The sequence below is a fragment of the Novilysobacter longmucuonensis genome, from assembly GCF_046600735.1.
Lineage (GTDB): Bacteria > Pseudomonadota > Gammaproteobacteria > Xanthomonadales > Xanthomonadaceae > Novilysobacter_A > Novilysobacter_A longmucuonensis.
Map to the genome: position 1 here is coordinate 1 of NZ_JBJMAW010000017.1, position 25,415 is coordinate 25,415.

22 protein-coding genes are annotated in these 25,415 nt (G+C 68.2%); 14 read left to right on the forward strand and 8 right to left on the reverse strand.

The genetic code is table 11. The features are described from left to right. Both ACJQWM_RS12685 and ACJQWM_RS12690 read left to right on the forward strand, forming a co-directional pair. Nucleotides 1–365: exodeoxyribonuclease VII large subunit (locus tag ACJQWM_RS12685; protein WP_411306875.1), on the forward strand; the 365-nt coding region annotated here is incomplete at its 5' end. Nucleotides 366–560: 195 nt separating this feature from the next. Continuing rightward, nucleotides 561–2,000 carry an aldehyde dehydrogenase family protein gene (locus ACJQWM_RS12690; RefSeq protein WP_332704564.1) on the forward strand — a complete coding sequence of 480 codons (1,440 nt, stop codon included), beginning with the start codon at nucleotides 561–563 and terminating at the stop codon, nucleotides 1,998–2,000. A 45-nt stretch (nucleotides 2,001–2,045) separates the two neighbouring features. On the opposite strand, the gene ACJQWM_RS12695 is transcribed toward ACJQWM_RS12690, so the two are convergent. Further along, a complete protein-coding gene (locus ACJQWM_RS12695; protein ID WP_332704566.1) occupies nucleotides 2,046–4,985 on the reverse strand; it encodes a bifunctional diguanylate cyclase/phosphodiesterase in 2,940 nt (979 codons plus the stop codon). 247 nt (nucleotides 4,986–5,232) lie between these two features. Here ACJQWM_RS12695 and ACJQWM_RS12700 point away from each other — a divergent pair, with 247 nt between their 5' ends. The 3 genes from ACJQWM_RS12700 to ACJQWM_RS12710 all read left to right on the forward strand — a co-directional run bounded on the left by ACJQWM_RS12700 (nucleotide 5,233) and on the right by ACJQWM_RS12710 (nucleotide 8,632). After that, nucleotides 5,233–5,862, forward strand: coding sequence for an IMPACT family protein (locus tag ACJQWM_RS12700; RefSeq protein ID WP_332704568.1), 630 nt, complete (start codon nucleotides 5,233–5,235; stop codon nucleotides 5,860–5,862). A gap of 157 nt (nucleotides 5,863–6,019) precedes the next feature. Further along, nucleotides 6,020–6,730: a hypothetical protein gene (locus tag ACJQWM_RS12705; RefSeq protein ID WP_332704570.1), complete on the forward strand. Its 711-nt coding sequence runs from the start codon at nucleotides 6,020–6,022 to the stop codon at nucleotides 6,728–6,730. 108 nt (nucleotides 6,731–6,838) lie between these two features. Next, entirely contained in the window at nucleotides 6,839–8,632 is a 1,794-nt protein-coding gene (locus ACJQWM_RS12710) for an ABC transporter transmembrane domain-containing protein (RefSeq protein WP_332704572.1), read from the forward strand. 97 nt (nucleotides 8,633–8,729) lie between these two features. On the opposite strand, the gene ACJQWM_RS12715 is transcribed toward ACJQWM_RS12710, so the two are convergent. The 5 genes from ACJQWM_RS12715 to ACJQWM_RS12735 all read right to left on the reverse strand — a co-directional run bounded on the left by ACJQWM_RS12715 (nucleotide 8,730) and on the right by ACJQWM_RS12735 (nucleotide 14,742). After that, on the reverse strand, nucleotides 8,730–9,881 hold the full coding sequence (locus ACJQWM_RS12715; RefSeq protein ID WP_332704574.1) for an ATP-binding protein: 1,152 nt from the start codon (nucleotides 9,879–9,881) through the stop codon (nucleotides 8,730–8,732). A 583-nt stretch (nucleotides 9,882–10,464) separates the two neighbouring features. Further along, nucleotides 10,465–10,671, reverse strand: a complete 207-nt coding sequence (locus ACJQWM_RS12720; RefSeq protein ID WP_332704576.1) for a cold-shock protein — start codon at nucleotides 10,669–10,671, stop codon at nucleotides 10,465–10,467. 133 nt (nucleotides 10,672–10,804) lie between these two features. After that, nucleotides 10,805–11,602 (reverse strand): S-methyl-5'-thioinosine phosphorylase, encoded by a 798-nt coding sequence (locus tag ACJQWM_RS12725; RefSeq protein WP_332704646.1) that lies wholly within the window; start codon nucleotides 11,600–11,602, stop codon nucleotides 10,805–10,807. 102 nt (nucleotides 11,603–11,704) lie between these two features. Beyond that, the gene (locus ACJQWM_RS12730) at nucleotides 11,705–14,032 is read right to left on the reverse strand and encodes a DUF5916 domain-containing protein (RefSeq protein ID WP_332704578.1); all 2,328 of its coding nucleotides are present in this window, start codon (nucleotides 14,030–14,032) and stop codon (nucleotides 11,705–11,707) included. Between the two features lie 227 nt (nucleotides 14,033–14,259). After that, complete coding sequence (locus ACJQWM_RS12735) at nucleotides 14,260–14,742, reverse strand: SET domain-containing protein (RefSeq protein WP_332704580.1); 483 nt, start codon at nucleotides 14,740–14,742, stop codon at nucleotides 14,260–14,262. Between the two features lie 265 nt (nucleotides 14,743–15,007). On the opposite strand from ACJQWM_RS12735, the gene ACJQWM_RS12740 reads away from it, so the two are divergent. The 7 genes from ACJQWM_RS12740 to ACJQWM_RS12770 all read left to right on the forward strand — a co-directional run bounded on the left by ACJQWM_RS12740 (nucleotide 15,008) and on the right by ACJQWM_RS12770 (nucleotide 21,858). Continuing rightward, nucleotides 15,008–15,490, forward strand: a complete 483-nt coding sequence (locus tag ACJQWM_RS12740; protein WP_332704582.1) for an SUF system Fe-S cluster assembly regulator — start codon at nucleotides 15,008–15,010, stop codon at nucleotides 15,488–15,490. 82 nt (nucleotides 15,491–15,572) lie between these two features. After that, nucleotides 15,573–17,054 carry a Fe-S cluster assembly protein SufB gene (sufB, locus tag ACJQWM_RS12745; protein WP_332704584.1) on the forward strand — a complete coding sequence of 494 codons (1,482 nt, stop codon included), beginning with the start codon at nucleotides 15,573–15,575 and terminating at the stop codon, nucleotides 17,052–17,054. 139 nt (nucleotides 17,055–17,193) lie between these two features. Further along, on the forward strand, nucleotides 17,194–17,958 hold the full coding sequence (gene sufC, locus ACJQWM_RS12750) for a Fe-S cluster assembly ATPase SufC (protein WP_332704586.1): 765 nt from the start codon (nucleotides 17,194–17,196) through the stop codon (nucleotides 17,956–17,958). A 235-nt stretch (nucleotides 17,959–18,193) separates the two neighbouring features. Further along, entirely contained in the window at nucleotides 18,194–19,489 is a 1,296-nt protein-coding gene (sufD, locus tag ACJQWM_RS12755; RefSeq protein WP_332704588.1) for a Fe-S cluster assembly protein SufD, read from the forward strand. Next, nucleotides 19,486–20,799, forward strand: coding sequence for a cysteine desulfurase (locus ACJQWM_RS12760; RefSeq protein ID WP_332704590.1), 1,314 nt, complete (start codon nucleotides 19,486–19,488; stop codon nucleotides 20,797–20,799). The genes sufD and ACJQWM_RS12760 overlap by 4 nt, the downstream gene beginning before the upstream one ends. An 88-nt stretch (nucleotides 20,800–20,887) precedes the next feature. After that, a complete protein-coding gene (locus tag ACJQWM_RS12765) occupies nucleotides 20,888–21,442 on the forward strand; it encodes a GNAT family N-acetyltransferase (protein WP_332704648.1) in 555 nt (184 codons plus the stop codon). Nucleotides 21,443–21,537: 95 nt separating this feature from the next. Then, nucleotides 21,538–21,858: a non-heme iron oxygenase ferredoxin subunit gene (locus tag ACJQWM_RS12770; protein ID WP_332704592.1), complete on the forward strand. Its 321-nt coding sequence runs from the start codon at nucleotides 21,538–21,540 to the stop codon at nucleotides 21,856–21,858. 96 nt (nucleotides 21,859–21,954) lie between these two features. Here ACJQWM_RS12770 and ACJQWM_RS12775 read toward each other — a convergent pair whose 3' ends face one another. Beyond that, the gene (locus tag ACJQWM_RS12775; protein ID WP_332704594.1) at nucleotides 21,955–22,617 is read right to left on the reverse strand and encodes a HutD/Ves family protein; all 663 of its coding nucleotides are present in this window, start codon (nucleotides 22,615–22,617) and stop codon (nucleotides 21,955–21,957) included. 235 nt (nucleotides 22,618–22,852) lie between these two features. Beyond that, nucleotides 22,853–23,176: a ComEA family DNA-binding protein gene (locus ACJQWM_RS12780; protein WP_332704596.1), complete on the reverse strand. Its 324-nt coding sequence runs from the start codon at nucleotides 23,174–23,176 to the stop codon at nucleotides 22,853–22,855. A gap of 210 nt (nucleotides 23,177–23,386) precedes the next feature. Between ACJQWM_RS12780 and ACJQWM_RS12785 the strand changes: the two genes are divergently transcribed. Further along, complete coding sequence (locus ACJQWM_RS12785; protein ID WP_411306876.1) at nucleotides 23,387–24,907, forward strand: M20 family metallopeptidase; 1,521 nt, start codon at nucleotides 23,387–23,389, stop codon at nucleotides 24,905–24,907. 93 nt (nucleotides 24,908–25,000) lie between these two features. Continuing rightward, on the forward strand, nucleotides 25,001–25,246 hold the full coding sequence (locus ACJQWM_RS12790; protein WP_332704598.1) for a GlsB/YeaQ/YmgE family stress response membrane protein: 246 nt from the start codon (nucleotides 25,001–25,003) through the stop codon (nucleotides 25,244–25,246). The last annotated feature ends 169 nt before the right edge of the window (nucleotides 25,247–25,415 follow it).

The following is a 25,415-nucleotide window of genomic DNA, read 5'->3' on the forward strand; positions in this document are numbered from 1 at the left end:
CGGCCGCCTGGCGGCAGCGGCTGGAGCGCGACCGCGCCCGCGTGCGCCACGCCGATGCGGTGCTGCGCGCGGCCCACCCGCAGCGCAGGATCGCGCGGCTGCGCGAGCGCCTGGCCGCGGTCGCGCAGCGACCCCAAGCCGGAATCGCGCGGCGGCTGGGCAACGAGAGCCTGCGACTGCGTGCGCTCGCGCGCTCGCTGGAGGCGGTCAGCCCGCTGGCGACCGTCGCCCGCGGCTACGCCATCCTGCGCCACGACGACGGCCGCATCGTGCGCAGCGTGCTGGACGCCGCACCGGGCGACCGGCTGGACGCGCGATTGAGCGACGGCGCGCTGCGCGTGCGGGTGGAAAAGCCCGGCGCCTGATCGCGGTATTTCTCACCGCGGTTTGTTGACCGCAACCTCTGTAGGAGCGGCTTCAGCCGCGATTGAACATCGTTCGCCGGCGCGGCATCGGATCGCGGCTGAAGCCGCTCCTACAAATGGGCACGCAGAGCTGCGCCGATCGCGTGACCGGGTGTTAACCCGTATTGCGCGACCCTGCCGTCCAGGAGGTTCCGCATGGCCACGCTCAAGAAATCCTACCCGTACTACCTCGCCAACCGCCCGGTCGCAGCCAACACAGACCTGGAGGTACTCGACAAGTACAGCGGCAAGCGCGCGACCCGGGTCGCGCTGGCCGACGGCGCCGCGGTGCGCAAGGCGATTGCGGCCGCACACGAGGCGCGCGGGCCGATGGCCGCATTTGCGCCGGATGCGCGGCGCGACGTGCTCGAACACTGCGTGCACCGCTTCAGCGAGCGCCAGGAGGAGCTCGCGCTCGCGCTGTGCATCGAGGCCGGCAAGCCCATCAACGATGCCCGCGGCGAGGTGACCCGCCTGATCGATACGTTCCGCATCGCCGCCGGCGAGGCCACCCGCATCGACGGCGAAGTGCTCGAACTGCAGATCTCCGAGCGCACGCGCGGCTACCGCGGCATGGTCAAGCGCGTGCCGGTCGGGGTATGCAGCTTCATCACACCGTTCAATTTCCCGCTCAACCTGGTCGCGCACAAGATCGCACCGGCGCTCGCGGCCGGCTGTCCGTTCGTGCTCAAGCCGGCGGCCAAGACTCCGGTCGGCGCGCTGATCATCGCCGAGGTGCTGGCCGAGACCGACCTGCCCAGGGGCGCCTTCTCGGTGATGCCGTGCTCCAACGAGGACGCCGCGCCGCTGGTCGAGGACGAGCGCATCGCACTGCTGAGCTTCACCGGCGGCATGATCGGCTGGGATCTCAAGGCCAGGGCCGGGCGCAAGAAGGTCACGCTGGAGCTGGGCGGCAATGCGGCGTGCATCGTCGATGCCGACCCGGGTGCGGGCCTTGATCACGTGGTCGAACGGCTGGTCTCCGGCGCGTATTACCAGAGCGGCCAGAGTTGCATCAGCGTGCAGCGGATCTACGCCCATGTGGATGTTTTTGATGCGCTGCGCAGGAAGCTCAAGGCCGCCGTCGGCAAGCTGCGCATGGGCGACCCGCGCGAGGAAGCCACCTTCATCGGCCCGATGATCGACGAGGAGGCGGCCCGGCGCGTCGAGGCCTGGATCGCCAGCGCGCGCCAGGAGGGCGCCAGGGGGCTGGCCGGCGGTGCCCGCGAGGGCAACATGCTGCCCGCGCAGTTGCTGGAGAAGGTGCCGCACGACGCCGACCTGTACCGCAAGGAGGTGTTCGGGCCGGTCGCGCTGATCGAGCCGTTCGAGGATTTCGACGCCGCGCTGGACGCGGTCAACGACAGCGAATTCGGCCTGCAGGCGGGCGTGTTCACCGCGCGGCTGGACCACGCGATGCGCGCCTGGGACCGGCTCGAGGTCGGCGGGGTGATCGTCGGCGACGTGCCGAGCTTCCGCGTCGACAACATGCCCTATGGCGGCGTGAAGCAGTCGGGCCTGGGCCGCGAGGGGCTGCGCTACTCGATCCAGGACATGACCGAGCCACGACTGCTGGTGATCAAGGACGCTCTCTAGCGCCGCTGCTTCGCTACCGGCGCGACGACGTTCTCAATCTGCTCGCTAGAGACTAAATTCGCTCAGCGCCGGCGTCAGCAGCATCGCTTCGGCCGGGCGGCCGAACAGATAGCCCTGGCCCTGGGCGCAGCCGAGCTCGCGCAGGGCGGAACGCTGCTCGTCGGTCTCGATGCCCTCGCCGATGGTGTGGATGCCGAGCGTGCCGGCCAGCGCCTGGATCGCGCGCACCACCGCGATCGCCTCGTTGCGGTTTTCCCCGATCAGCCCGGCGACGAAGCTCTGGTCGATCTTCAGGCATTCGATCGGGAACCGATGCAGGTAGGACAGCGCCGAATAGCCGGTGCCGAAGTCGTCCAGTTGCGCCAGCACGCCGCGGCCGCGCAGCTGCTGCAAGGTGCGTAGCGCGTGCGGCACGTCGTCGAGCAGCGCGACCTCGGTGATCTCGATGCGCAGCCGCCGCGGATCGGCGCCGGCACTGTCGACCAGACGCAGCATGCGGTCGGCGAAATCCGCCGAGCGGAAATGCCGCGGCGAGACGTTGATCGAGATATAGCCTTCGCTGCGGAAGGCCAGCTGCTTGACCACCTGCGCATACATCAGCCAGTCGACTTCCTCGATCAGACCGCTGTCCTCGCCCAGGCCGATGAACTCGCCCGGCGCCAGCAGCCCGCGGCGCTCGTGGCGCCAGCGCAGCAGGGCCTCGTGGCCGATCACCGCGCGGTCCGACAGGCGCACGATCGGTTGGTAGAACGCGACGAAGCCGGTGCCGTTGATCGCCCGGCGCAGGTCGGCTTCCAGATCGAGGATCTGCACCGCCTGCTCGCGCATCGCCTCGTCGAACACCACGCAGCGGTCGCGACCGGAGGCCTTGGCCCGGTACATCGCCGCGTCGGCGTCGCGCAGCAGCTCGACCCCGTTGCGGTAGCGCGGATGCCACAGCGCAATGCCCAGACTGGCCGAGGGAAACACCTCGCGCCCGGCGACCCAGCAGGCCCGACCCAGCGCGCCCAGGATGCCCTGCGACAGCGATTCGGCTACGTGCAGGCCGTCGAGGTTCTCGATCAGGATCGCGAATTCGTCGCCGCCCAGGCGCGAGACGATGCCGGCCTCCCCGACCGCCGCGACGATCCGGCGCCCGGCCTCGACCAGCAGCTCGTCACCGGCCAAGTGCCCGACGCTGTCGTTGACCAGCTTGAAGCGGTCCAGGTCCAGGAACAGCACCGCGAACAGCCGCGTTGGATCCTGCTGCGCGCGCGCGATCGCGACTGCCAGACGGTCCAGCAGCTGGGTCCGGTTGGGCAGACCGGTCAACGCATCGTGCCGCGCGGCGTGAGTCAGTTGCTGCTCGGCGCGCAGGCGCTCGCCCATCTGCTCGAGCAGGTCGGCGTTGGCCTGGGCGAGCTCCTGGGTGCGTGCACTGACACGCTGCTCCAGCTCGGCGTGGGCGGTGACCAGCCGGTCCTGCGCCTGCTTGCGGGTCAGGCCGATGTCGATATGGTGCGCGACGAAGGTCAACAACTCCTGGTCGCGTGCGGTGAACACGATCGCCGGCGAGTAGCTCTGCACCGCAATCACGCCGACCACGGCCTCGTCGCGGAACAACGGCACGCCGAGCCAGCAGTGCGAGAGCGCGCCGCGGCTGTGGGCGATGCCCTGCTCCTGCAGCCCGTGGATGCGGGAGCGGTCGGCCAGCAACGCGCGGCCGGTCCGGATCACGTACTCGGTCAGCCCGGCCGACAGGCGGCGGCTCGGGCGCTTGGAGTCGCGCTCGTCGATCGAGTACGGGAACTGCAGCGTCTCGCCGTCCTCGGCCAGCAGCGCGATGTAGAAGTTGCGCGCGTACAGCAGCTCGCCAACCACGTCGTGCACCTGCGCGTAGAAGCGCTCGAGCGTGTCGGAAGTGATCGACAGCTCGGCGATGCGGAACAGCGCGCGCTGCAGCCGCTCGCCGCGCTGGCGCTCGACGATCTCGGCCTGCAGGTCGCGGTTGCTGAGCTGCAGCGCGAGCGTGCGCTCCTCGACCCGGCGTTCGAGCTCCTCGCGCGCCTGGTGGCGATCCAGCGCGGTCAGGATGTGCTGGGCGACGAACACCAGCAGCGCGCGCTCCTCATCGCGGTAGACCCCGGGGCGGTCGTAGGTCTGCACCACGATCGCGCCGCAGACGCGGTCCTCGCGGCGCATCGGCACGCCGAGCCAGTCCTCCGCGTCCGGGCCGTGGCGCTGGTCGGCGCCGACGCCGAGTTGCTCGCGCACATCGTCGGAGCGCCCCTGCACCGGCTCGCCATGGCGCAGCAGCGCGAGGGTCAGGCTGTTGGGCATCTCGGAAGCGGGGATGGACTGCTCGGGCGCGGCGACGAAGGGATCGAGGCGGTCGGCGAAATACAGGAAGCGCACGCTTTCGTCGGCATCGTCGTACAGCACGATGTAGAAATTGCCGGCATACATCAGGCTGGCCACGACGCCGTGGATGCGGCGCAGCATCTCGGTCATCTCCAGGTCGGACCCGGCCAGGTCGGCGATCTCGTAAAGCGCCTGCTGCAGGCGCTCGGACTTTTCCAGCGACTCGATGCGCGCCTGCGCGCGCGCCGCGACCAGGTGCGCATCGACCAGCCGCTTGGCCAGCTCCAGCCAGGCCACACGGGCCGGCGGTGCGAATGCCTCGGCGAGGGTGGCGACGATGGCCGCCTGGCTGCCGGCGGCGGTCTGCCACAGGTGTTCTATGCGATCGGGCGCGTCGGTCGCGTGCACGTCGGTGCTGGGCGTAGCGCACGAGGTGGCCTCGCCGCTAAGCAGCTGCAGTGCGCATGCGCCGAGCACGGCGTCGAGCTCGTCGCTACCGACGAGCGTGCATGTGTGTGTGTCGCCAGGCCCCTCTTGCCAACGGACCGATACGCGCGAGCCGACCGGCAGGGCCTGCTGCAGCGCAATGGACAGCGTCACTGCGTCCTGCTCGGTAGTCTCCGCCGCCCGCGCGCCCTTCTGCATCGATGCTGCCCCTTCCCCGCCCCGCGGCAGGATACCCCGATGCCCGCTTCCGCGCAGACCGTCCATCCAGGCGAGCTGCCCGCAGGCCGGGGGTCCGCCGGGCTGCGGCCGGCTGCGATACCACGGCCCGGCCCCGCTGCGCCGCTGCCAGCTTGCGGCGGACGCGCATCCCGGCTCATGCTGGGGCGGACCCGCCACCCGCCGAAGCCGCCGACGGCCTGCCACCGGCGGGCCCGGCGCCGACTGAATGAGCCTGGACACCCTCGCCGCCCGCGCCTCGCATCCACTGGAGGTCAAAAACAGCCGATTCCTGGCCCAGGCCGCGCCGGCGCAGACGCCCGACGAGGCGCTGGCGTTCCTGGCCGAGGTCGGCGATGCCGCCGCCACCCACAACTGCTGGGCATACCGGCTCGGCACCCAGTACCGCTCCAGCGACGACGGCGAGCCGGCCGGCACCGCGGGCCGGCCGATCCTCGCCGCCATCGACGGCCAGGGCTTCGATCATGTGATGGTGGTGGTGACGCGCTGGTACGGCGGGATCAAGCTTGGCGCCGGCGGGCTGGTCCGCGCCTACGGCGGCAGCGCAGCCGAGTGCCTGCGGCTGGCCGACCGCACCCCGCTCATCGCCTGGCGCGAACTGCACCTGGCCTATCCGTTCGAGCACACCGGCGCGGTACATGCCGCGCTGGCCCAGTACGCCGCGGAAAAGCTCGACGAACGCTTCGATGCCCGCGGCGCGCACTTGCACCTGCGCCTGCCCGCCGACCGGGCCGACGCGCTGACCACCCACCTGCGCGATGCCACCCGCGACCGCGTGCACGTCGCCAACGACCGTTCCGGTCCATCGCCGGATCCCGCGCTCGAAAAAGGGCGCTAAGGGGGGTCGTCCGCTGTTGCTGTAGCCCAACAGCAAAATCCTCCCCGGCCCTCCTTTGCGAAAAGGAGGGAGCCCAGCCGCGCCCTCGCGCCGCCGGTCTTGCGAAAACCCTCACAGCTCCCCTGCCACGCTCGTGATGCCCCGAGCGGAGCCCACCGTGGAGCGAACCAGCCTTGACACCGCCGGCTGCTGGATCAAGCCGGACTTCCTGCCCGCGCACCGCTGCGCCGATCTGCTCGCGCAGGTCTTGGCGCACCGGCAGCGGATGCCGGTGCCGGCGCTGGGCCGCGAACCGGATGATCGGCCGCTGCGGCAAGGGGTGATCGACGGCCTGCGCATCCGCAGGCACCTGCCCGAGGTGGTCGCCCTGCACCGCCGCGTCAACACCCTGGTCGACATGCTGCACCAGGCCCCGCTGCAGCCGCTGGAGGACGAGCAGCTCGCCTGCAACATCACCATCACCGGTCCTGGCGGCAGCGAGCGCTGGCACTACGATCGCCATGCGGTGACTGCGGTCGTCTGGCTCAACGCGGTCGACGGCGGCGAGACCGAATGTTGCCCCAACTACCGCCTGCGCTGGCCCGCCGGCGTGGATACCGCGCCGCAACGCTGGCTCGACCAGGCGCTGCGTCCGGCGCTGGTGCGCCAGCTGTTCGGGCGGCGCCGGCTGGTGGCGCCGCGCGCCGGTCAGCTGCTGGTGATGCGCGGCGACCGCTGCCTGCACGGCGCGCGCCCGGTGCGCGGCGGTATCGCACGGATCAACATCGTCATGTCGTTCGACGTGCCGGATGTGCGCCTCCAGATGTCCACGCGGCGCGACCCCTACCGGCGCCGGCACGCCGAAGCGGAACCACACGACCCGCACTGACGCCCGCCGCTCGCGGCCGGACCGCGCGCCGCCACGGCTGTGCCGTCCGGTGCGCGCAGGGGCGCACCCAGGATGCGGCGGGCGGCCGCGATAGCGGACAATGTGCGGATGAACGCCGCCGCCACGCCTGCCGCCCCCCCTTCCAGCACCGCTACCCCGGCCAAGGCCCCGATCGGCAGGCTGCGCACGCTCTGGCCGTTCGTGCGCAGGCATCGCGGCCTGTTCACCGGTTGGCTGGTCGCGCTGGCGGCGTCGAGCACCGCCACCCTGAGCCTGCCGTTCGCGTTCCGCATCATGATCGACCAGGGCTTTGCCCAGGGCGGCGGCGGCGCGATCGACCGCGCGTTCGTGTTGCTGTTCGCGGTCGCGCTCGCGCTGGCGTTCGCCACCGCCGCGCGCTTCTTCTTCGTCTCGCTGCTGGGCGAGCGGGTGGTGGCCGATCTGCGCGAGCGCCTGTACGCGCACCTGATCGCGCTCGATGCAGGCTTCCACGATCGCAACCGCAGCGGCGAGCTGATCTCGCGGCTCACCGCCGATGCCGAACTGCTGCGTAGCGTGGTCGGCACCAGCATGTCGGTGGCGCTGCGCAGCATCGTCACCTTCCTGGGCAGCATCACGATGCTGTTCGTCACCAGCCCGCACCTGGCGGCCTACGCGCTGGTGGGGATCCCGCTGGCGGTGCTGCCGATCGTGATCGGCGGGCGGCGCCTGCAGAAGATCTCGCGCTCGGCGCAAGACCGCGTCGCCGATGCGAATGCGCTGGCCAACGAGACCCTCGGGGCGGTGCGCACGGTGCAGGCGCACGCGCGCGAGCCCTACGAACGCAGCCGTTTCGTCAGTGCGTTGAAGGTCGCCGTCGACACCGCCCGCCGCCGTATCCAGGCGCAGGCCTGGGTCACCGCGATCGCGATCACCCTGATCTTCGGCGCTATCACCCTGGTGCTGTGGTCCGGCGCGCACGACGTGGTCGCCGGGCGCATGACCGCCGGCACCCTGGGCCAGTTCGTGCTGTATGCGCTGATCGGCGGCGGCTCGGTCGGCGCGCTGGCGGAGGTGTTCAACGAGCTGCAGCGTGCCGCCGGCGGCATGGGCCGCATCAGCGAACTGCTGCAGGAGACTCCCGGCATCGTCACTCCCGCTGACCCGCGCCCCCTGCCACGGCCGTTACGGGGCGAGCTCGGGTTCGATGCGGTCACCTTCCACTACCCGATGCGGCCGGACCTGCCGGCGCTGGACGGATTCGATCTGCGGGTCGAGCCCGGCGAGACCATCGCACTGGTCGGTCCGTCAGGTGCCGGCAAGAGCACCGTCTTCTCGCTGCTGCTGCGCTTCCACGACCCGCAGTCGGGCAGCTTGCAGGTCGACACCGCCGACATCCGCACGCTCGACCCGGCCGCCCTGCGCGAGGCCATCGCGCTGGTACCGCAGCAGCCAACCATCTTCGCCGCCAGCGCCCGCGACAACATCCGCTACGGCCGCCTCGAGGCCAGCGACGGGGAAGTCGAGGCCGCAGTCCGCGCCGCGCACGCCAGCGATTTCATCGACGCTCTGCCCGAGGGCCTGGACACCCAGCTGGGCGAACGCGGCGCGCGCCTGTCCGGCGGCCAGCAGCAACGAATCGCGATCGCCCGTGCGCTATTGAAGGACGCGCCGATCCTGCTGCTCGACGAAGCCACCAGCGCGCTGGATGCGCAAAGCGAACGCGCCGTGCAGCAGGCACTGGAAACGCTGATGCAGGGCCGCACCACGATAGTCATAGCGCACCGCCTGGCGACCGTGCTCAAGGCCGACCGGATCGTGGTGATGGACCACGGCCGGATCGTCGCTGAAGGCACCCACGAGCAGTTGATGGCCGCGGGCGGGCTGTACGCGGAGCTGGCGAAGCTGCAGTTCCTGGACTGACTGCCCGTATCCGCGGCGTTCAATCGCAGGAACGTCAGCCCGGCACGGCTCAACCCACGAGACGAAATGCGGCGCGATTGCGCAGGTGATTCAGCACTCAATTTTCCGGCGACTTCTGCGGCTCGCGTCTGGGCAAGCAGACGGTGAATACGGTTCCTGCGCCGACACTGGACTGCGCAATGATCGTCCCACCGTGCGCCTCGGTGACTTCCCGCGCGACGAAGAGGCCAAGGCCCAGACTGGTTGATGGGCGAGCGTCGTGATGACTTTCGCGCGCGAGCCGAACCAGCGGATCGAAGATGGCGCGCAGCGCGTCAGCTGGAATCACCGGGCCCTGGTTTTTCACCTGCACCACGATCTCGTGCGGTTCGCCGCGGGCGCACACCACAACCGGCTGATCCTTTGAACGGTACTGCGCGGCATTGTTCAGCAGGTTGGTGAACAGTTGCTGCAGGCGGACGCTGTCGAAGCAGCCGGTCATGTCTCCGGATGTTTCTACCTCGATCGCGCAGTCGGGATAGGCGGCGCCGGAATCATGGCCGGCCGCCCGGCAAATTTCCGCGATATCCGCCGGCTGCCTGTTTATCGGAATTTCGGCACCGAGCTGGGTCCGCGAATACTCCATGAGGTCAACCACCATCGAGGACATCATCGCGGCGCTTCGTTTGATCCGCGCACCGACTTCCTGCGTCTGCTCCGACCCCACATCTGGCTTTGTAAGGACCTCGCCCGACATTGCCATCGTGGACAACGGGCTTCTCAGGTCGTGACCGAGAATGGCGAGGAACGTGTCGCGGGTACGGAACGCATTGTTGGTGAAGGTATCGGAAGACTCCGCGAGCGCCTGATCAATGCTTTCGTTGAACCGGATCATGTCGTTTGACGTGGCATCGGTGACCTCGCTCACCTGTTTGAACCACAGGCGAAGCACGGTCGCTCGCAATGCGCGGTATTCCGCAATCAGTTGACTCATCGAAAATCCGCTGAGCTGACGCAGTGAGCCGTGCACCGAGGCGGCGCTGTCTTCATCTCCCTCTGGTGGCCCGAGGCCCCTCGACTTTTCGGACTGCTGCTCCGTGCTTTGGGCGGTGTCGATATCTTCAGCGGCGGCCTGCAGGATCTGCTTCGCATGATCGCGCAACTCTTTGTCTGACATGATCCTTGCCGCCGGTAGCTGCGTCCGCGCGAATGCATCCCATTCGGACAGGATCGTTTCCATCTGTTCGGTGATGAAGTGCGAAAGTTTCACAGAGCGACTCCCTGATCGGTTTTTATTCGCGGCGCAGCCAAACCGGGAGTAGGCAATCCCAACCCTGTCCCGCGGCGGCAAAGCGCGCGGCAGCTGCCACTGAACTGACAGGCGACAGACAGCACTGGCTTGGTGGTGACCGCCGCAGAGGAAATCCGGTTCGGTAATCTGCGATCGAGCAGAACGTTTGCGCGCAATCGGCCTGCTGGAGAACCGCTCGGATCGAAATTTGAACGCATCCGGCGTGAAGGCACAGTGCGCCGAGCGCCCCGGAGTCGCAGGCGGTCGCGTCGACATCTGGGGCGCTGCGCACCGTCGACTAAGCGTGGTCGACCTTGCCCAACATCTTGCTGTTGGGCAAGGTCGCCAGGTACTCGGGCCCATTCGGCCAGCGCCGGTTCGCGCCGAAGCACCCGCACCGCAACACGGGCCATGGTCAGCGGGCAACTGCTGCCGGGGTCGACCTGATGGGTGCAGGTAGCTCAACGCCGCGCGCGCTGCGTGCGCGCCGGGTTGCGGTTAGCGCCAGGAAAAAAAAGGCCCCGCCGGAGCGGGGCCTGAAAAATATCGGCGAAAAGCCCGATTACTCGGCAGGCACGATATTGGATGCCTGCGCGCCCTTCGGGCCCTGGGTCAGCTCGTAGCTGACCCGCTGGCCTTCCTGCAGGCTGCGGAAGCCCTTTGCGGCGATTGCGGAGAAATGCGCGAATACATCCGCGCTGCCATCCTCGGGCGAGATGAAACCAAAGCCCTTGGCGTCGTTGAACCACTTCACGGTGCCGTGCTGCATATCCGTATTGACCTCATGCTGGTTGCGTTGTCTGCGCCGACGCGGAAGGCGGTGACGCCGCTCGAGTATGCAAAGTGAAGGCGACGATGACAATCACCCGCCGCCGCAGCCGTCTCGGGTTAGCCGCGCGCCTTCAACGTGCCAGCAGCGCGCGCAGTATCGCGGCCAGTCCGGCCGAGGCGGCCGCGACGTTGTCCAGCACGTCCTGCAGCGCGATCACCTCGCCGCGATCGGGGCCGGCGCCGGCAGCCCAGTTGGCGACGATCGCCAGGCACGCGTAGTCCAGCCCCAGTTCGCGCGCAAGCCCGGCTTCGGGCATGCCGGTCATGCCGACCAGGTCGCAGCCGTCGCGCCGCATGCGCGCGATCTCGGCGCGGGTCTCCAGGCGCGGGCCCTGGGTGGCGCCATAGCAACCGTCCGCGACCACTGCGACCCCGGCCTGCTGGCCGGCGGCGATCACCTGCTCGCGCAGCGACTGCGTGTAGGGCTCGCCGAAGTCGACGTGCAGCACTTCGGTCCCGGCCTGCTCGGTCTGGGCCTGCTCGGCCTCGCCTTGATCGGCTTCCCACAGCGTGGACGCCCTGCCCCAGGTGTAGTCGATCAGTTGGTCCGGGCACGCCAGCACGCGTGGACCGAAGCGCTCGGTGATCCCGCCGACGGTGTTCAGCGCCAGCACCCGCCGCGCCCCCAGTGCCTGCAGCGAAGCCAGGTTGGCGCGGTAGTTGATCAGATGCGGCGGGAGCACGTGGCTCTCGCCGTGGCGCGCCAGGAACGCCACGCGATACCCGTCGAGCAGGCCAATCCGGATCGGTCCGGACGGCGTGCCGAAGCGCGTGACCGGCAGGTGCGGCTCGATCTCGCGCAGCTCGGCGAGCTGGTAGAGCCCGGTGCCGCCGATGACGGCGAGGTCGATGTCTGCATCCGGTTCCATGCTCATGCGGGATCCTCGGCTGGTCCTGTGGAAGGGCAACGGCAAAGCTTTGATGCGCACCAGCCCACGGCGCGCATCGCAGCCGCCACAGTCTAGACGGGACTAGATTTCGAACCGATACGACAGCTTCACCAGCAGTTGCTCGCTGTCGCGCAGGTCGAAAGCGTCGCTGAACTGGCGGCCGGCACCGCGCCCGTCGAAGCCGGCCACGCCGCCGCTCCCGCGCACGCCCTCGTCGTACAGCTCGCCGCCGCGCACGTAGGCGATGTACAGGTGCGACAGCGGTGCGAGCTCATAGCGGTAGCGGATCTGGAAACCGAGATTGCGCAGCGCGAAGTCTGGGATCGGCTCTTCCACCGCGATGGGCTCGCCATCGGCCGCCACTCGCCACGCCTGCCGCGCGCGCGCGTCCAGCCCGATCGCCTCCAGCCGCACCCGCAGCTCCTGGCGGTCGCCGATCACCCACACACCGCCGCTGTTGAGGAATATCTGGTCGGCGCGATAGCTGCCCAGCAGGTTGCCGCCGCGCCACAACAGCCAGTCGCCGTGGTGCACCAGCTCCAGGCCGCCGAAGAAGCTCAGCCGGTCGTTGACGTGGTAGCTCGGCTCCACGTATAGCGCGCTGCGGCCCTCGTCCAACCCACCCAGGCCTTCGGCCGAATAACGCATGCTGCCGGACATCTCCCAGCGGCTGTCGCCCTGGCGCGGGCGGGAGCGCTGGTAGTAGGCGAACAGCTTGGCCGGCACCGCGACCGCGCCGTTGCCGCGGGTGATCAGGTCGTCGTGGCCGCGGCTGTAGGCGGCCAGCTCGGCAAAGTCGCCGCCGCCGTCGCGCCGCTCGCCACGGCGGTTGATTGCGGCGGCATCGGCGATGTGCAGGCCGTGGTCGTTGGTGCGGCGCGATAACGCCCAGTGCCAGTCCTTGGCCGAATACGGCGAGCTCTCGGCGAAGCCGGTGACGCGGTGGGCCAGGTCGTAGCGCGCGTAGTTGAAGTCGTTGCGCTCCAGAAAGCCGAAATCGTTGAGTTGCAGCTCGTCGCCCAGGTGCACCGCGTAGAGTTGCTGGCGCCAACCGCCACCCATGTCGTAGTCGATACGCACCTGCGCGCCGCTGTCGCGGATGTTGCGCCCGGCACCGCTGCCGCCGGCGGTGCGGACATCCGAAGCCACCACGGTGCTGCGGATCCCCAGCTGCGCGTTGGGGGTCCAGCGGTGGTCCAGCTCGTACACGTTCGCCTGCCGGTCCAGGAACGGACGGTCGACCCGGGTCACCATCGCGCCGAGGCCGTGGGCGTCGAAGTCGCGGGTGCCGCGCACCGCGTAGAAGTCACGCCCCACCGCGTCGGCCTCGCTGGCGGCGAACACGCCATAGTTGAAGGCACCGGCGCTGCCGTTGAGCTTGACCGCCGCGGCGACATCGGCCGAACCGCTGCCATCGTCGGCCGGCGCGCCGACACGGCGGGTATAGATCAGCCGATTGGCGGTGTTGGGCGAGCCGAACAGCACGTCGAAGAAGCCCTGGTTCTCGGTGAAGAACGGGCGCTTGTCGCTGAAGAAGGTCTCCGTCGCGCCGAAGTTGACCACCAATTGGTCGCTCTCGACCTGGCCGAAGTCGGGGTTGATCGTAGCGCTGAGCTGGAACCGGCCATTGGGCTTCCAGAACAAGTCCGCGCCGGTGTCGAAATCGGTGCGACTACCGCGACTGTCGTTGGGAATGAAGTCGTACACGCCGACCACATACGGGGTGATCGCCAGCAGCGACTGGCTGTAGGCCGGGATCTGCAGCTGGTGGAAATTGGAGAGGAAGCGCGCCTCCTGGTAGCTGATCGCCGGCCAGGAAGCGCGCTCGCCGGTGCTGCCGATCACGCGGTCCAGCGAGATGCCGATCGTGCGGGTGTCGCCGCCATTGCCGCGCATCGGCGCGATGTGCCACGGGATCAGCATTTCGGCCGACCAACCGGCCGCGTCCTCGCTGACGGCGTGCTCCCAGTCGCCGTCCCAGTCGTCGCTGAAGCGGCTCTCGTTGGTGATCGTGGCGTCGGCGATGCCGCCGCCGAGGTTCAGCACGAAGTTGTAGCCGGAGCGGCCGTCACCGTTGAAATCGACGTACAGGTTGACCCGGTCCAGCGGGCCGCCGGCATCGCGCTGGGTGCGCTGACGGGTGCGTGGGATCTCAGGCGACTGCAGGTTGCGGAAGCCGATCGCGAGACCTTCCGGCGTGGCCAGCACCCAGGCCTCGGTCGGCTGCGGCGCGGGCGCCCGCGACAGCGGCTGGGTCAGGCGGAAGTCGGTGATGTGCTGCGCACCCTGCCACTCGGCCGGATCGATGCGGCCGTCGACGGTGACCGCGTGGGCGGCCGGCGCGATGAGCGCGGCCAGCAGGGGAAGCAAAGAGAGAGGCGTGCTGAACAGGGACAGGGGGGCGCGCATTGCGGTCTCGACAAAAGTGGCGCCGCGATCCTTGCGGGTAGGGCGAGCATTCCGTTGGGGGACGCGCAGGCTAGCCCGTATCGACGCGGTTACCGACTGGCGGAAGTCATGGAAGGCGCATCACCGGTTCTGTAGGAGCGCCCCATGGGCGCGATCGCTCTACTACGCATCCCGGTCGCGGGCATGGCCCGCTCCTACAGGAGGCGTGTGTCCGCCCGCGGAACGGCTCACCCCTTCTTCGGCTTGCGCTTGGGCTGCAGCATCGTGCCGGTGCAGCTCTTCGCCCCGCAGCGGCAGGCCCAGATCTTCTTCATGCGCGCGGTGTGCGCCTCGTCCAGGGTGATGCCGTAGTTGTACATCAGCTCGTCGCCGGGCTTGATCGCCCGGATCGCCTCGATGAACACGCGGTCCCTGCGGCGGTTATCGCCATCGGCCTCCTCCATCACCGCCTCGCAGTTGGGCTTGCAGCTGTGGTTCATCCAGCGCGCCACTCCGCCCTCGTGGTTGGCGTCGATGACGTACTCGTCATTGAGCGTGAACAGGAAGGTGTGGCCGGAGTCGGCATCGCCGGTGTCGCCGGCGTCCACTTCCGCATGGGTCCGGCGGCGGCCCTTGTACTCGATGATGCGTTCGCCCTTGGCGATCGGCTCGAGGGCGAACACGCCATTGCCATGGATGGCGGAGCGGCGGGCGACAATCTTGCGCGGCATGCGGAATTCCGTGACAGGAGAAGCCGCCATTCTGCACGAACTCTGCGGGCCGACATGCGCAGGAGCAATCGGTCCGCAAAGGACGCGAAAGGCGAAAAAGTAAAAAGCTGAATGGCAAGTGGAGGCTGGGCGCATCCGCCAGGCGGTCCGCTGTGAGCTTGTGTTGTTTTTTTGGCGTTCTTTGCGTCCTTTGCGGACCGCCTTGGCTTGGCGCCGGGATGCATAAATAGTACAATTTCGGTCCTGATTCCCGTGATCCGCCGCCATGCTCCGTGTCACCAAGCTCACCGACTACGCCACAGTGGTGCTGACCGTTCTCGCTGCGCAGCCCGATGCCGTGCTCAGCGCATCCGGACTGGCCGAGCGCGCCGGGCTGGAAACCACCACCGTCAGCAAGCTGCTCAAGCCGCTGGCCCAGGCCGGCCTGGTCGAGGGCTTCCGCGGAGCCAACGGCGGCTACCGGCTGGCCCGGCCCGCCGATCAAATCGGCCTGATCGAAGTGGTCGAAGCGATGGAAGGCCCGCTCGGGATGACCGAGTGCAGCCTGCATGCCGGCCACTGCACGATCGAGGACCACTGCGGCGTGCGCGCCAACTGGCGCCGCATCAACGACGTGGTGATCGACACCCTGCGCGGCGTGACGCTGGCGCAGATGACCGCGCCGCCGACCGCCAGCGCCCCAGCCGCTATCGCCACTTCCCCCGGCACCAGGCGCATCGATCTGCGCCTCGCCGACATTCCCGCGTAACGCGGAGCTTGCTCCGATTCCGCGTTCCGGCAGCGGAGCAAGCTCCGCGCTACCAGCACCAGACAACCGCAGGCAGCCCCCCATGGCCACCGACATCACCATCGAAAAACCCGTCAGCAACCGCGCAGGCAGCAATCCCGAGATCCACGCGCAGCTGGGCCGCAAGTACGATGCAGGCTTCATCACCGACATCGAGTCCGACAGCCTGCCGCCGGGCCTGGACGAGGACATCATCCGCGCGCTTTCGGCAAAAAAGGACGAGCCGGAGTGGATGACCGACTGGCGTCTCGAAGCGTACCGGCACTGGCTGACGATGCCGATGCCGCACTGGGCCAAGCTCAACATCACGCCGATCGATTTTCAGGCGCTGAGCTACTACAGCGCGCCGAAGGGACCCAAGTACCAGTCCCTCGACGAAGTTCCGCAGGAGCTGCTCGACACCTACGAGAAGCTCGGCGTGCCGCTGCACGAGCGCGCGAAGCTGGCCGGGGTCGCAGTCGATGCGGTGTTCGACTCGGTCTCGGTCGGCACCACCTTCCGCAAGGAGCTGGCCGAGAAGGGCGTGATCTTCTGTTCGATGTCCGAGGCGATCAAGGACCATCCCGCGCTGGTCAGGCAGTACCTCGGCAGCGTGGTGCCTACGGGGGACAACTTCTTCGCCGCGCTCAACTCGGCGGTGTTCTCCGACGGCAGCTTCGTGTTCATTCCCAGGGGCGTGCGCTGCCCGATGGAGCTGAGCACTTACTTCCGCATTAACGCCGGCCACACCGGCCAGTTCGAGCGCACTCTGATCATCTGCGAGGAGCGCGCCCAGGTGTCGTACCTGGAAGGCTGCACCGCGCCGATGCGCGACGAGAACCAGCTGCATGCGGCGGTGGTGGAACTGGTCGCGCTGGAAGACGCCGACATCAAGTATTCGACCGTGCAGAACTGGTACCCCGGCGATGAGAACGGCGTCGGCGGCATCTACAACTTCGTGACCAAGCGCGGCGAGTGCCGTGGCGCGCGCAGCAGGATTTCCTGGACCCAGGTCGAGACCGGCTCGGCGATCACCTGGAAGTACCCGTCGTGCGTATTGCTGGGCGACGACTCCAGCGGCGAGTTCTATTCGGTCGCGCTGACCCATCACCGCCAGCAGGCCGACACCGGCACCAAGATGATCCACGTCGGTCAGCGCACCAAATCCAAGATCATCAGCAAGGGCATCAGCGCAGGCCATGGCCAGAACACCTACCGCGGGCTGGTCAAGGTCGAGCGCTCCGCCGAGGGCGCGCGCAACTACACCCAGTGCGACAGCCTGCTGATCGGCAAGAAATGCGGCGCGCACACCTTCCCCTACATCGAGGTCAAGCACCCCAACGCCACCGTCGAGCACGAAGCCACCACCTCCAAAATCAGCGACGACCAGTTGTTCTATTGCCGCACGCGCGGCATCTCCGAGGAGGACGCGGTGTCGCTGATCGTGGACGGCTTCTGCAAGCAGGTGTTCCGCGAGCTGCCGATGGAGTTCGCGGTCGAGGCCAAGAAGCTGCTGGAAGTGAGTCTGGAAGGCGCTGTCGGCTGATCGTCCCTTGAATCGCCCGTAGGAGCGGCTTCAGCCGCGATCCAGAATCGGCGCGGGCGATCAGCGTCCGATCGCGGCTGAAGCCGCTCCTACAAAAACACAACCTGTAGTCCCTCACCGGACACGAGAAGAAACCACCATGCTGAAAATCGAAAACCTCCACGTTCGCATCGACGGCCGAGAAATTCTCAAAGGGCTGAGCCTGGAACTGCAGCCAGGCCAGGTGCACGCCATCATGGGTCCCAACGGCGCCGGCAAGTCGACGCTGGGCAACGTCATCGCCGGGCGCGAGGGCTACGAGATCACCGACGGCTCGGTGACGTTCGAGGGCCGTGACCTGCTCGCGCTGGAGCCCGAGGAGCGCGCCGCCGCCGGCGTGTTCCTGGCGTTCCAGTACCCGGTCGAGATCCCGGGTGTGAACAACACCTACTTCCTGCGCGCCGCGCTCAACGCGCAGCGCAAGGCCCGCGGCGATGCCGAGCTGGACTCGATGCAGTTCCTCAAGCTGGTGCGCGAGAAACTCGCGGTGCTGCACCTGAAGGACGAATTGCTGCACCGAGGCGTCAACGAGGGGTTTAGCGGCGGCGAGAAGAAGCGCAACGAGATCTTCCAGCTCGCGCTGCTCGAACCGAAGCTGGCGATCCTCGACGAGACCGACTCGGGCCTGGACATCGATGCGCTCAGGGCCGTGGCCGATGGCGTCAGCGCGCTGCGCTCGCCCGATCGCGCGTTCCTGATGATCACCCACTACCAGCGCCTGCTGGATTACATCAAGCCCGACGTGGTGCACGTGCTGGACGATGGCCGCATCGTCGAGAGCGGCGGACCGGAGCTGGCGCTGGAGCTGGAGGCGCACGGGTATGCGTGGTTGAAGGACCGGATCGCGCCGGAAGGTGTGGCGTGATCGGACAGCCTGCATTTTCCTTCTCCCACTTGTGGGAGACAAATCGGCAGGATTGCCGATTTGCACGGCGTCAGCCGCCCGAAGGGTCGAGCACAGGGACGTGCTCGATGTACGTGCCCGAAGGGCGGATGAGGGCGCTCGCACTCTCAGCAGCGGCGCAAGTTTCGTTTTCGCGCGCCCTCACCCCAACCCCTCTCCCGCGAGCGGGAGAGGGGCTCACCATGGCGACGCCCGCATGAGCGCCCTGCTCGACCACTTCACCCGCGCCTTCGAGGCCCTGCCCGTGCGCGACGCCGCCGGTTTGGGCGAGACCCGCCGTGCCGCGCTGGATGCCGCGCTGCGCGACGGCCTGCCGCATGCGCGCAGCGAAGCATGGAAATACACCCCGCTGCGCGCGCTCGACCGCCGCTCGTTCGCGCCGGTCGACGCGGCCGCGCCGGTGTTCGACGCCGAAATGCTGGCCGCGATTCCGGCGCCCCGCATCGTCTTCATCAACGGCCGCTTCGATGCGCATGCGTCGGATCTCGCCGCCCTGCCCGCGGGCGTGAGCCTGCAACACCTGTCGCAGATGCTGCGCGACGGCGACGCCCGCGAGGCGAACTTCCTAGCGCGCCGCTTCGACAGGCCCGAAGAAATCTTCGCGCGCGTCAACGCGGCACTGGCCGATGAAGGCGTGGTGCTGCGCGCGCAGGCCGATGTCCGCTCGACGCAAGCGATCCACCTCGTATTCATCGGCGCGCCCACCAGTGGAGACCACGCCTGGCACCTGCGCCACCTGATCGAGCTGGCCGCCGGCGCCGAACTGCACCTGGTCGAACACCAGCTCGCCGGCGCCGCGCACGCGCACCTGGCCAACGCGCTCACGCACGTGCATCTGGGCCAGGGCGCCCGGCTGTCACATGCGCGGGTGCAGAACGAGGCCAGCGGTGCGACCGTCATCGCGCGCACCGATGCGGTGCTGGCGCGCTATGCGCAGTACCGCCGGCTCGATCTCGAACTCGGCGCCGGCCTGTCGCGCCATGAACTCAACGTCACGCTGCAGGGCGAGTCGGCACGGCTGCATGCCAACGGCGTGCTGCTGGCCGACGGCCGCCGCCATCTCGACACGCGCCTGGGCATCGACCACGTCGGACGCGACAGCGCCTGCGAACTGACCTGGCGCGGCCTGGGTGCCGGCCGCGCGCGCGCCGTGTTCCACGGCGGCATCCTGATCCGCGAAGGCGCCGACGGGGTCGCGGCGATGCTGTCCAACAAGAACCTGTTGCTCAGCGAGAACGCCGAGATCGACACCCAGCCGGTGCTGGTGATCCACGCCGACGAGGTGCAGGCCGCCCACGGCGCGACCGTAGGGCAGCTCGATCCGCTCGCGATGTTCTACCTGCGCTCGCGCGGGCTGCCGGCCGAGGACGCACGTTCGCTGCTGACCGCAGCGTTCTGCCGCGAGACGCTGGCGGTGTTCGAGGACGCGGCGTTGCGCGAGACATTGACGATGCAACTGGACGCGGCGCTGGCCAGATTGGAGGCGGTATGAGTCACGAGCAAGAGCGCCCTCACCCCCACCCGGGCGCGGCGGCGCTCGGTAACGCGCGAGCCAGTGGCTCGCCAGCGGGAGAGGGAGTCGGAAGCGGCATCGACTGGTCGGCGGTGCGCGCGGATTTTCCGCTGCTCACGCGCGAGGTCCACGGCAAGCCGCTGATCTATCTCGACTCGGCCAATACCGGCCAGAAACCGGCCGCGGTGATCGAGGCGACCGACGATTTCTACCGCCACCACAACGCCAACGTCTCCCGCGCGGTGCACGCACTCGGCACCGAGGCGACCGACGCCTACGAGGGCGCGCGCAACAAGCTGGCCAGATTCTTCAACGTGCGCAGCGACGAGCTGGTGCTGTGCAGCGGGACCACCTTCGCGCTGAACCTGGTCGCGTACTCCTGGGCGCTGCCGCAGCTCGGGCCCGGCGATGCGATCGTGCTCACGCGCATGGAGCACCACGCCAACATCGTGCCGTGGCAGCTGGTGGCGCAGCGCACCGGCGCCACGATCAAGGTCGCCGATATCGACGAGCGCGGCGAGCTCGATCTGGACGCGCTGTACGCGCAACTCACCCCGGAGGTGAAGCTGCTGTCGCTGACCCACGTCTCCAACGTGCTCGGCACGGTCAACCCGGTGCGCGAGATCTGCCGCGAGGCCCGCAGGCGCGGGATAGTCACCGTGATCGACGGTTCGCAGGCCGCGCCGCATCGGCCGTTGGACATCGCTGCGATCGGCTGCGATTTTTACGCATTGACCGGCCACAAGATGGACGGACCGACCGGCACCGGCCTGTTGTGGGCGCGCCGCGAGCACCTGGCCGCGATGCCGCCGTTCCTGGGCGGCGGCGAGATGATTAAGGAAGTGCGTTTCGACGGCACCGTCTACAACGACGCCCCGCACAAGTTCGAGGCCGGCACACCGAACATCGCCGGCTTCATCGGCCTCGGCGCAGCGGTCGATTATCTGTCCGGGCTCGGCATGGCCAATATCGACGCGCGCGAGCAGGCGCTGCTCGCGCATGCGACCGAGGCGCTGTCGAAGGTCGACGGGCTGCGCATCTTCGGCAGCGCGCGCGAGAAGGCGGCGGTGATCAGCTTCCTCATCGAAGGCGCGCACGCGCACGACCTCGCCACCCTGCTCGACCTGGAAGGCGTCGCGATCCGTTCCGGCCACCACTGCGCGCACCCGCTGATGCAGCACTTCGGCGTGCCCGCGACCTGCCGCGCGTCGTTCGCGTACTACAACACCTTCGATGAGATCGACGCGTTTGTCGCGGCACTGCTCAAGGTCCGCAACCTGTTGCTGTAGGAGCGGCTTCAGCCGCGATCTGAAACCGGACGCGCGATCGGACGTCAGATCGCGGCTGAAGCCGCTCCTACAAAGAAGCCCGATGACGATGTCCGATCTTCATTTCCGCGTCGCCACCATCGATGACGTTCCGGCGCTGGTGGCGCTGGTGGAATCGGCCTACCGCGGCGACGCCAGCCGCGCCGGCTGGACCACCGAGGCCGACCTGCTGGGCGGCCGCCGCACCGGCGCCGACGACATCGTCGCGTGCATCCAGCGCGAGCGCAGCGTCATGCTGATCGGCGAGCGCGATGGCGCATTGCTCGCCTGCGCGCACGTGGCGATGGAACGCGGCAGCGGCAACGAGGCGGGCGCCGGCTATTTCGGCATGTTCTCGGTGCGCCCGGAGCTGCAGGGTGACGGCATCGGCAAGGCGGTGCTGCGCGAGGCCGAGCGCATCGTGCGAGAGGACTGGCAATTGCCGCTGATTCGGATGACGGTGATCGATGTGCGCACCGAGCTGATCGGGTTCTACGAGCGCCGCGGCTATCATCGCACCGGCATGCACAAGCCGTTTCCGTATGGTGATGAGCGGTTCGGGATTCCGCGGCGCGACGATCTGCGCTTCGAGGTGCTGGAGAAAGCGTTCACGCGCGAGACGTAGGAGCGGTTTCAGCCGCGATCCTGGAGTCGGTTGCGCGCGAGGGAGGCCCGATCGCGGCTAAAGCCGCTCCTACAGAGTATTTGGGGAACACACTCATGACCGACTGGATCCGCGTCTGCTCCACCGCCGAGTTGCTGCCGGGTGAGTCGACGGTGGCCTGGGACGGCGACACGCCGATCCTGGTCTGCAACTACGACGGCGACTTCTATGCGCTGGAGGACCGCTGCTCGCACGAGGACTTCGAGCTGTCGGCGGGCAATTTCGACGGCGAGGAAGCCACGATCGAATGCGTGCTGCACGGCGCCAGGTTCGACGTGCGCGATGGCCGGCCGCTGTGCGCGCCGGCCTACGCGCCGGTGCCGCGGTTCCCGGTCAAGGTCGAGGATGGCGTGTTGTGGACGCGCGACGATCGGTAAGGCGCCCCGACGAGGTCTGCAACCGCGCCGTGAGCGCGGAGCTTGCTCCGCTGCACCTGCCTTCCATCGTCTGACGCAAGCCGAGCAAGCTCGGCTCTACGAGAGCGGCGGCATGGCCGACGCGATGTCGGGCGCGGCCGGCGCAATCCTGACCAGCAGCGCTTCGCCGCCCCCATCGAGGACATGCCGCAGGCGCTGCCCGCCGGCCTCCAGGATCGCGCTGTCGCCGGCCGCCAGCGGCGGCAACCCCGAATCGTCGGCAAATACCGCCTGGCCGGCGATCAGGTACACCGCCCAGGTCGTGCCGGGTTCGGCGAAGATCACCATCGGGCCGACCAGCGGCCGGTGCCACAGCTCGGCCTGGACCTCCTCGCGGCGCCACATCAGGTTGAAGTCGTGGGTCAGCCCGTCGATCAATTCGCCGCGCACGCCACTCTCGCCCGCGAAACGCAGTTTGTCGTGCGGCGGCAGCAGCTCATGAACGCGGCCATCATCGAAGCGCAGGCGCAGGCCGTTGCCGGCCAGCAGCACCAGCTCGCGCTCGACCCCGTGAAACAGGGAGAACTCGGCATCGCGCTCGATCTCGGCAATCGACAGGCGCCAGAGCCAGTCGCCGTCCTGCGCCGACCGATGGATCTCCCGGGTCCAGCCAAGCTGGTTACGCCAGCGCTCGCGCCGGTATTCGTTGGCCGGGATTACCCGGGAGCGCGAGGCATGGTCCGCGCGGTTGCTCGGCATCGTCTCGATCCGACAGGTCATTGCGGCCAAGTCTAACGGGCAGGGACCCGCTGCACCCCAGCCCCCGCAAGTGGAGGTGCAGGCGCGAATCGACCATGCATGCAGGTAGTCCTGCACGCGAAAAGGTGCCGCCCGCACGCAGGTCCGTCTGCGGCGGGCGGCATACATCCGTGTCCAGGGGGCACCCCCGACTCCTGCGGACCTCGTGTCCGAACCGTTCCGGTCGCCGCGCTCCGTGCGGCGACCGCGAGCTTGATCAGCGCTGGGCCGATGCGGACTGGTCGGCCGTCGCGCCTGCGCCGATGACGATGCGGTCGCGGTTCTTCTCGACGGTCTTCAGTCCGATGCCCTTCACCAGGACGAGCTGCTCGGCGCTGCGGAAGGCACCGTTGGCCTCGCGATGGGCGACGATCGCCTCGGCCTTGGCCGGGCCAATGTTGACCAGCACGCGATCCAGGGTGGCGGCATCGGCGGTGTTGATGTTGACCTTCTCGGCCGCGAAGGCACTGGATGAGAGCGCACTGCCGACCAGCAGCAGCGACAGGACCAGCGACTTGAGGATAAGGCTGAACGATTTCATGGCGTGACTCCCTGGGTGGGTTCTGGTGGGTTCCGTTCCGCCGGCGACGGGTGTCGGCCGGTGGAAACAGTGTCCGCGTCCCTGCCGGCCGGGCCCATCGCCGGGACCGCCAATGGGCCACCGGAACACGCCCCGACCCCGGGTAGGAAAAGGCCTACCCGGCGGTCCACGCTAGACTTGGTGATTCTTCCCCGTCCGGAGTCCGCCCCCATGGATGCCAGCAAAGTCGGCCCTGCTCCTATCGAGCCCGCTCTCATCGAGCGTTTTGTCGCCAAAAAATGGGACGACGAGATCGTGCCGCAGCTCGTCGAGTACATCCGCATTCCCAACAAGTCGCCGATGTTCGACCCCGATTGGGTCGAAAACGGTTACATGGAGGATGCGATCGGGTTGATGGAAGGCTGGGCGCGTGCGCAGCCCATTGCCGGCATGCAGCTGGAAGTGGTCCGGCTGGAAGGCCGCACGCCGCTGATCTTCATCGACATCCCGGCCGCCAATGGCGGCAGCAACGACGACTGCGTGATGCTCTACGGGCACCTGGACAAGCAGCCGGAGATGACCGGCTGGGACGAGGATCTCGGTCCGTGGAAGCCGGTGATCAAGGGCGACAAACTCTACGGCCGCGGCGGCGCCGACGACGGTTACGCGATCTACGGCTCGCTCACCGCGGTGCTCGCGTTGCAGCAGCAGCAGCTGCCGCACTCGCGCTGCGTGGTGCTGATCGAAGCCTGCGAAGAGTCGGGTAGTTACGACCTGCCGGCCTACGTCGATCATCTGGCCGATCGCATCGGCAAGCCATCGCTGGTGGTCTGCCTGGATTCGGGTTGCGGCAACTACGACCAGCTCTGGTGCACGACTTCGCTGCGCGGCATGGCGGGAGGCAATTTCGGTGTTTCCGTGTTGGAGGAAGGCGTGCATTCGGGCGATGCCTCCGGCGTGGTGCCGTCCAGTTTCCGCCTGTTGCGCCAGCTGCTGTCGCGGCTGGAGGACGAGAACACCGGTCGCATCTGCATCGAGGAGCTGCACGCCGATATCCCGGCCGAGCGCGTCGAGCAGGCGAGCGCAGCGGCCAAGGTGCTCGGCAACGCGATCTACGACAAGTTCCCGCTGCTGGACGGGATGACGCCGATGGACAGCGACCTGACCGAACTGGTGCTCAACCGCACCTGGCGGCCGGCGCTGTCGGTGACCGGCATCGACGGCATTCCGTCGTTGTCCTCGGCCGGCAACGTGCTGCGCCCGCACACCACGGTCAAGCTGTCGCTGCGGCTGCCGCCGACGCTCGACGGCAAGCAGGCCGGCGAGGTGCTCAAGAAGGCGCTGCTGCGTGACCCACCCAATGGGGCGAAGGTATCGCTGGAGCTGGAGAAGTCCTCCAGCGGCTGGAACGCGCCGGCGCTGTCGCCATGGCTGAGCCAGGCGATCGACGCGGCCAGCCGCGACTTCTTCGGCGCCCCGGCGATGTACATGGGCGAAGGCGGCTCGATCCCGTTCATGGGCATGCTCGGCGAAAAGTTCCCCGGCGCGCAGTTCATGATCACCGGCGTGCTCGGTCCGCAGTCCAACGCGCACGGGCCCAATGAGTTCCTGCACATCCCGATGGGCAAGAAGGTCACCGCCTGCGTCGCCCGCGTGATCGCCGAGCAGCACGCCGCCAGCCAGCGCGGCGAAACCACCGGCGTGGCCGCGGCCGCGAGCAGCCAGGAGCGCGGCGAGCACGGGTGCTGTTGAGCGGAATGCGCAATCCGCCCCCTTGAGCGGAATGGGACGCGCCGGCTGCTACGATGCGGGCGCGTCACCAACCATCATCAGAAGGGGAACGATATGGGCGAGATCTTGTATACGATCATCATCGGTGCGGTTATTGGTGTACTTGCACGTTTTCTGAAACCGGGTGCGGATCCGATGGGCTGGATCCTGACGATCCTGATCGGCATCGCCGGCGCCTGGATCGGCAGCATGCTCTACCCGGGCGGCATCATCGGTTTCATCATCTCGATCGTGTGCGCGATCGTGCTGCTCTTCATCTACGAGATGATCCGCAAGCGCACGGCGCGACCGCGGACCTGACGGTCGCTGCAGAAGAAAACCCGGCTTCGGCCGGGTTTTTTTTTGCTTGAAGTCTTGCACTTGCCCCCTCCTTTGGAAAGAAGGGCTGGGGAGGGTTTGCGGTTGCGCCCAGAGCACCCCCTGCCCTCTTTCAACAGCGCGTCGCGATTGTAGGAGCGCCTCATGGGCG

Bases quoted from the DNA above. Each gene is read 5' to 3' on its own strand.
- ACJQWM_RS12690 (WP_332704564.1), top strand. From the start codon at position 561: ATGGCCACGCTCAAGAAATCCTACCCGTACTACCTCGCCAACCGCCCG.
- ACJQWM_RS12695 (WP_332704566.1), bottom strand. From the start codon at position 4,985: ATGCAGAAGGGCGCGCGGGCGGCGGAGACTACCGAGCAGGACGCAGTG.
- ACJQWM_RS12700 (WP_332704568.1), top strand. From the start codon at position 5,233: ATGAGCCTGGACACCCTCGCCGCCCGCGCCTCGCATCCACTGGAGGTC.
- ACJQWM_RS12710 (WP_332704572.1), top strand. From the start codon at position 6,839: ATGAACGCCGCCGCCACGCCTGCCGCCCCCCCTTCCAGCACCGCTACC.
- ACJQWM_RS12720 (WP_332704576.1), bottom strand. From the start codon at position 10,671: ATGCAGCACGGCACCGTGAAGTGGTTCAACGACGCCAAGGGCTTTGGT.
- ACJQWM_RS12725 (WP_332704646.1), bottom strand. From the start codon at position 11,602: ATGGAACCGGATGCAGACATCGACCTCGCCGTCATCGGCGGCACCGGG.
- ACJQWM_RS12730 (WP_332704578.1), bottom strand. From the start codon at position 14,032: ATGCGCGCCCCCCTGTCCCTGTTCAGCACGCCTCTCTCTTTGCTTCCC.
- ACJQWM_RS12735 (WP_332704580.1), bottom strand. From the start codon at position 14,742: ATGCCGCGCAAGATTGTCGCCCGCCGCTCCGCCATCCATGGCAATGGC.
- ACJQWM_RS12740 (WP_332704582.1), top strand. From the start codon at position 15,008: ATGCTCCGTGTCACCAAGCTCACCGACTACGCCACAGTGGTGCTGACC.
- sufB (WP_332704584.1), top strand. From the start codon at position 15,573: ATGGCCACCGACATCACCATCGAAAAACCCGTCAGCAACCGCGCAGGC.
- sufC (WP_332704586.1), top strand. From the start codon at position 17,194: ATGCTGAAAATCGAAAACCTCCACGTTCGCATCGACGGCCGAGAAATT.
- sufD (WP_332704588.1), top strand. From the start codon at position 18,194: ATGAGCGCCCTGCTCGACCACTTCACCCGCGCCTTCGAGGCCCTGCCC.
- ACJQWM_RS12760 (WP_332704590.1), top strand. From the start codon at position 19,486: ATGAGTCACGAGCAAGAGCGCCCTCACCCCCACCCGGGCGCGGCGGCG.
- ACJQWM_RS12765 (WP_332704648.1), top strand. From the start codon at position 20,888: ATGTCCGATCTTCATTTCCGCGTCGCCACCATCGATGACGTTCCGGCG.
- ACJQWM_RS12770 (WP_332704592.1), top strand. From the start codon at position 21,538: ATGACCGACTGGATCCGCGTCTGCTCCACCGCCGAGTTGCTGCCGGGT.
- ACJQWM_RS12775 (WP_332704594.1), bottom strand. From the start codon at position 22,617: ATGACCTGTCGGATCGAGACGATGCCGAGCAACCGCGCGGACCATGCC.
- ACJQWM_RS12780 (WP_332704596.1), bottom strand. From the start codon at position 23,176: ATGAAATCGTTCAGCCTTATCCTCAAGTCGCTGGTCCTGTCGCTGCTG.
- ACJQWM_RS12785 (WP_411306876.1), top strand. From the start codon at position 23,387: ATGGATGCCAGCAAAGTCGGCCCTGCTCCTATCGAGCCCGCTCTCATC.
- ACJQWM_RS12790 (WP_332704598.1), top strand. From the start codon at position 25,001: ATGGGCGAGATCTTGTATACGATCATCATCGGTGCGGTTATTGGTGTA.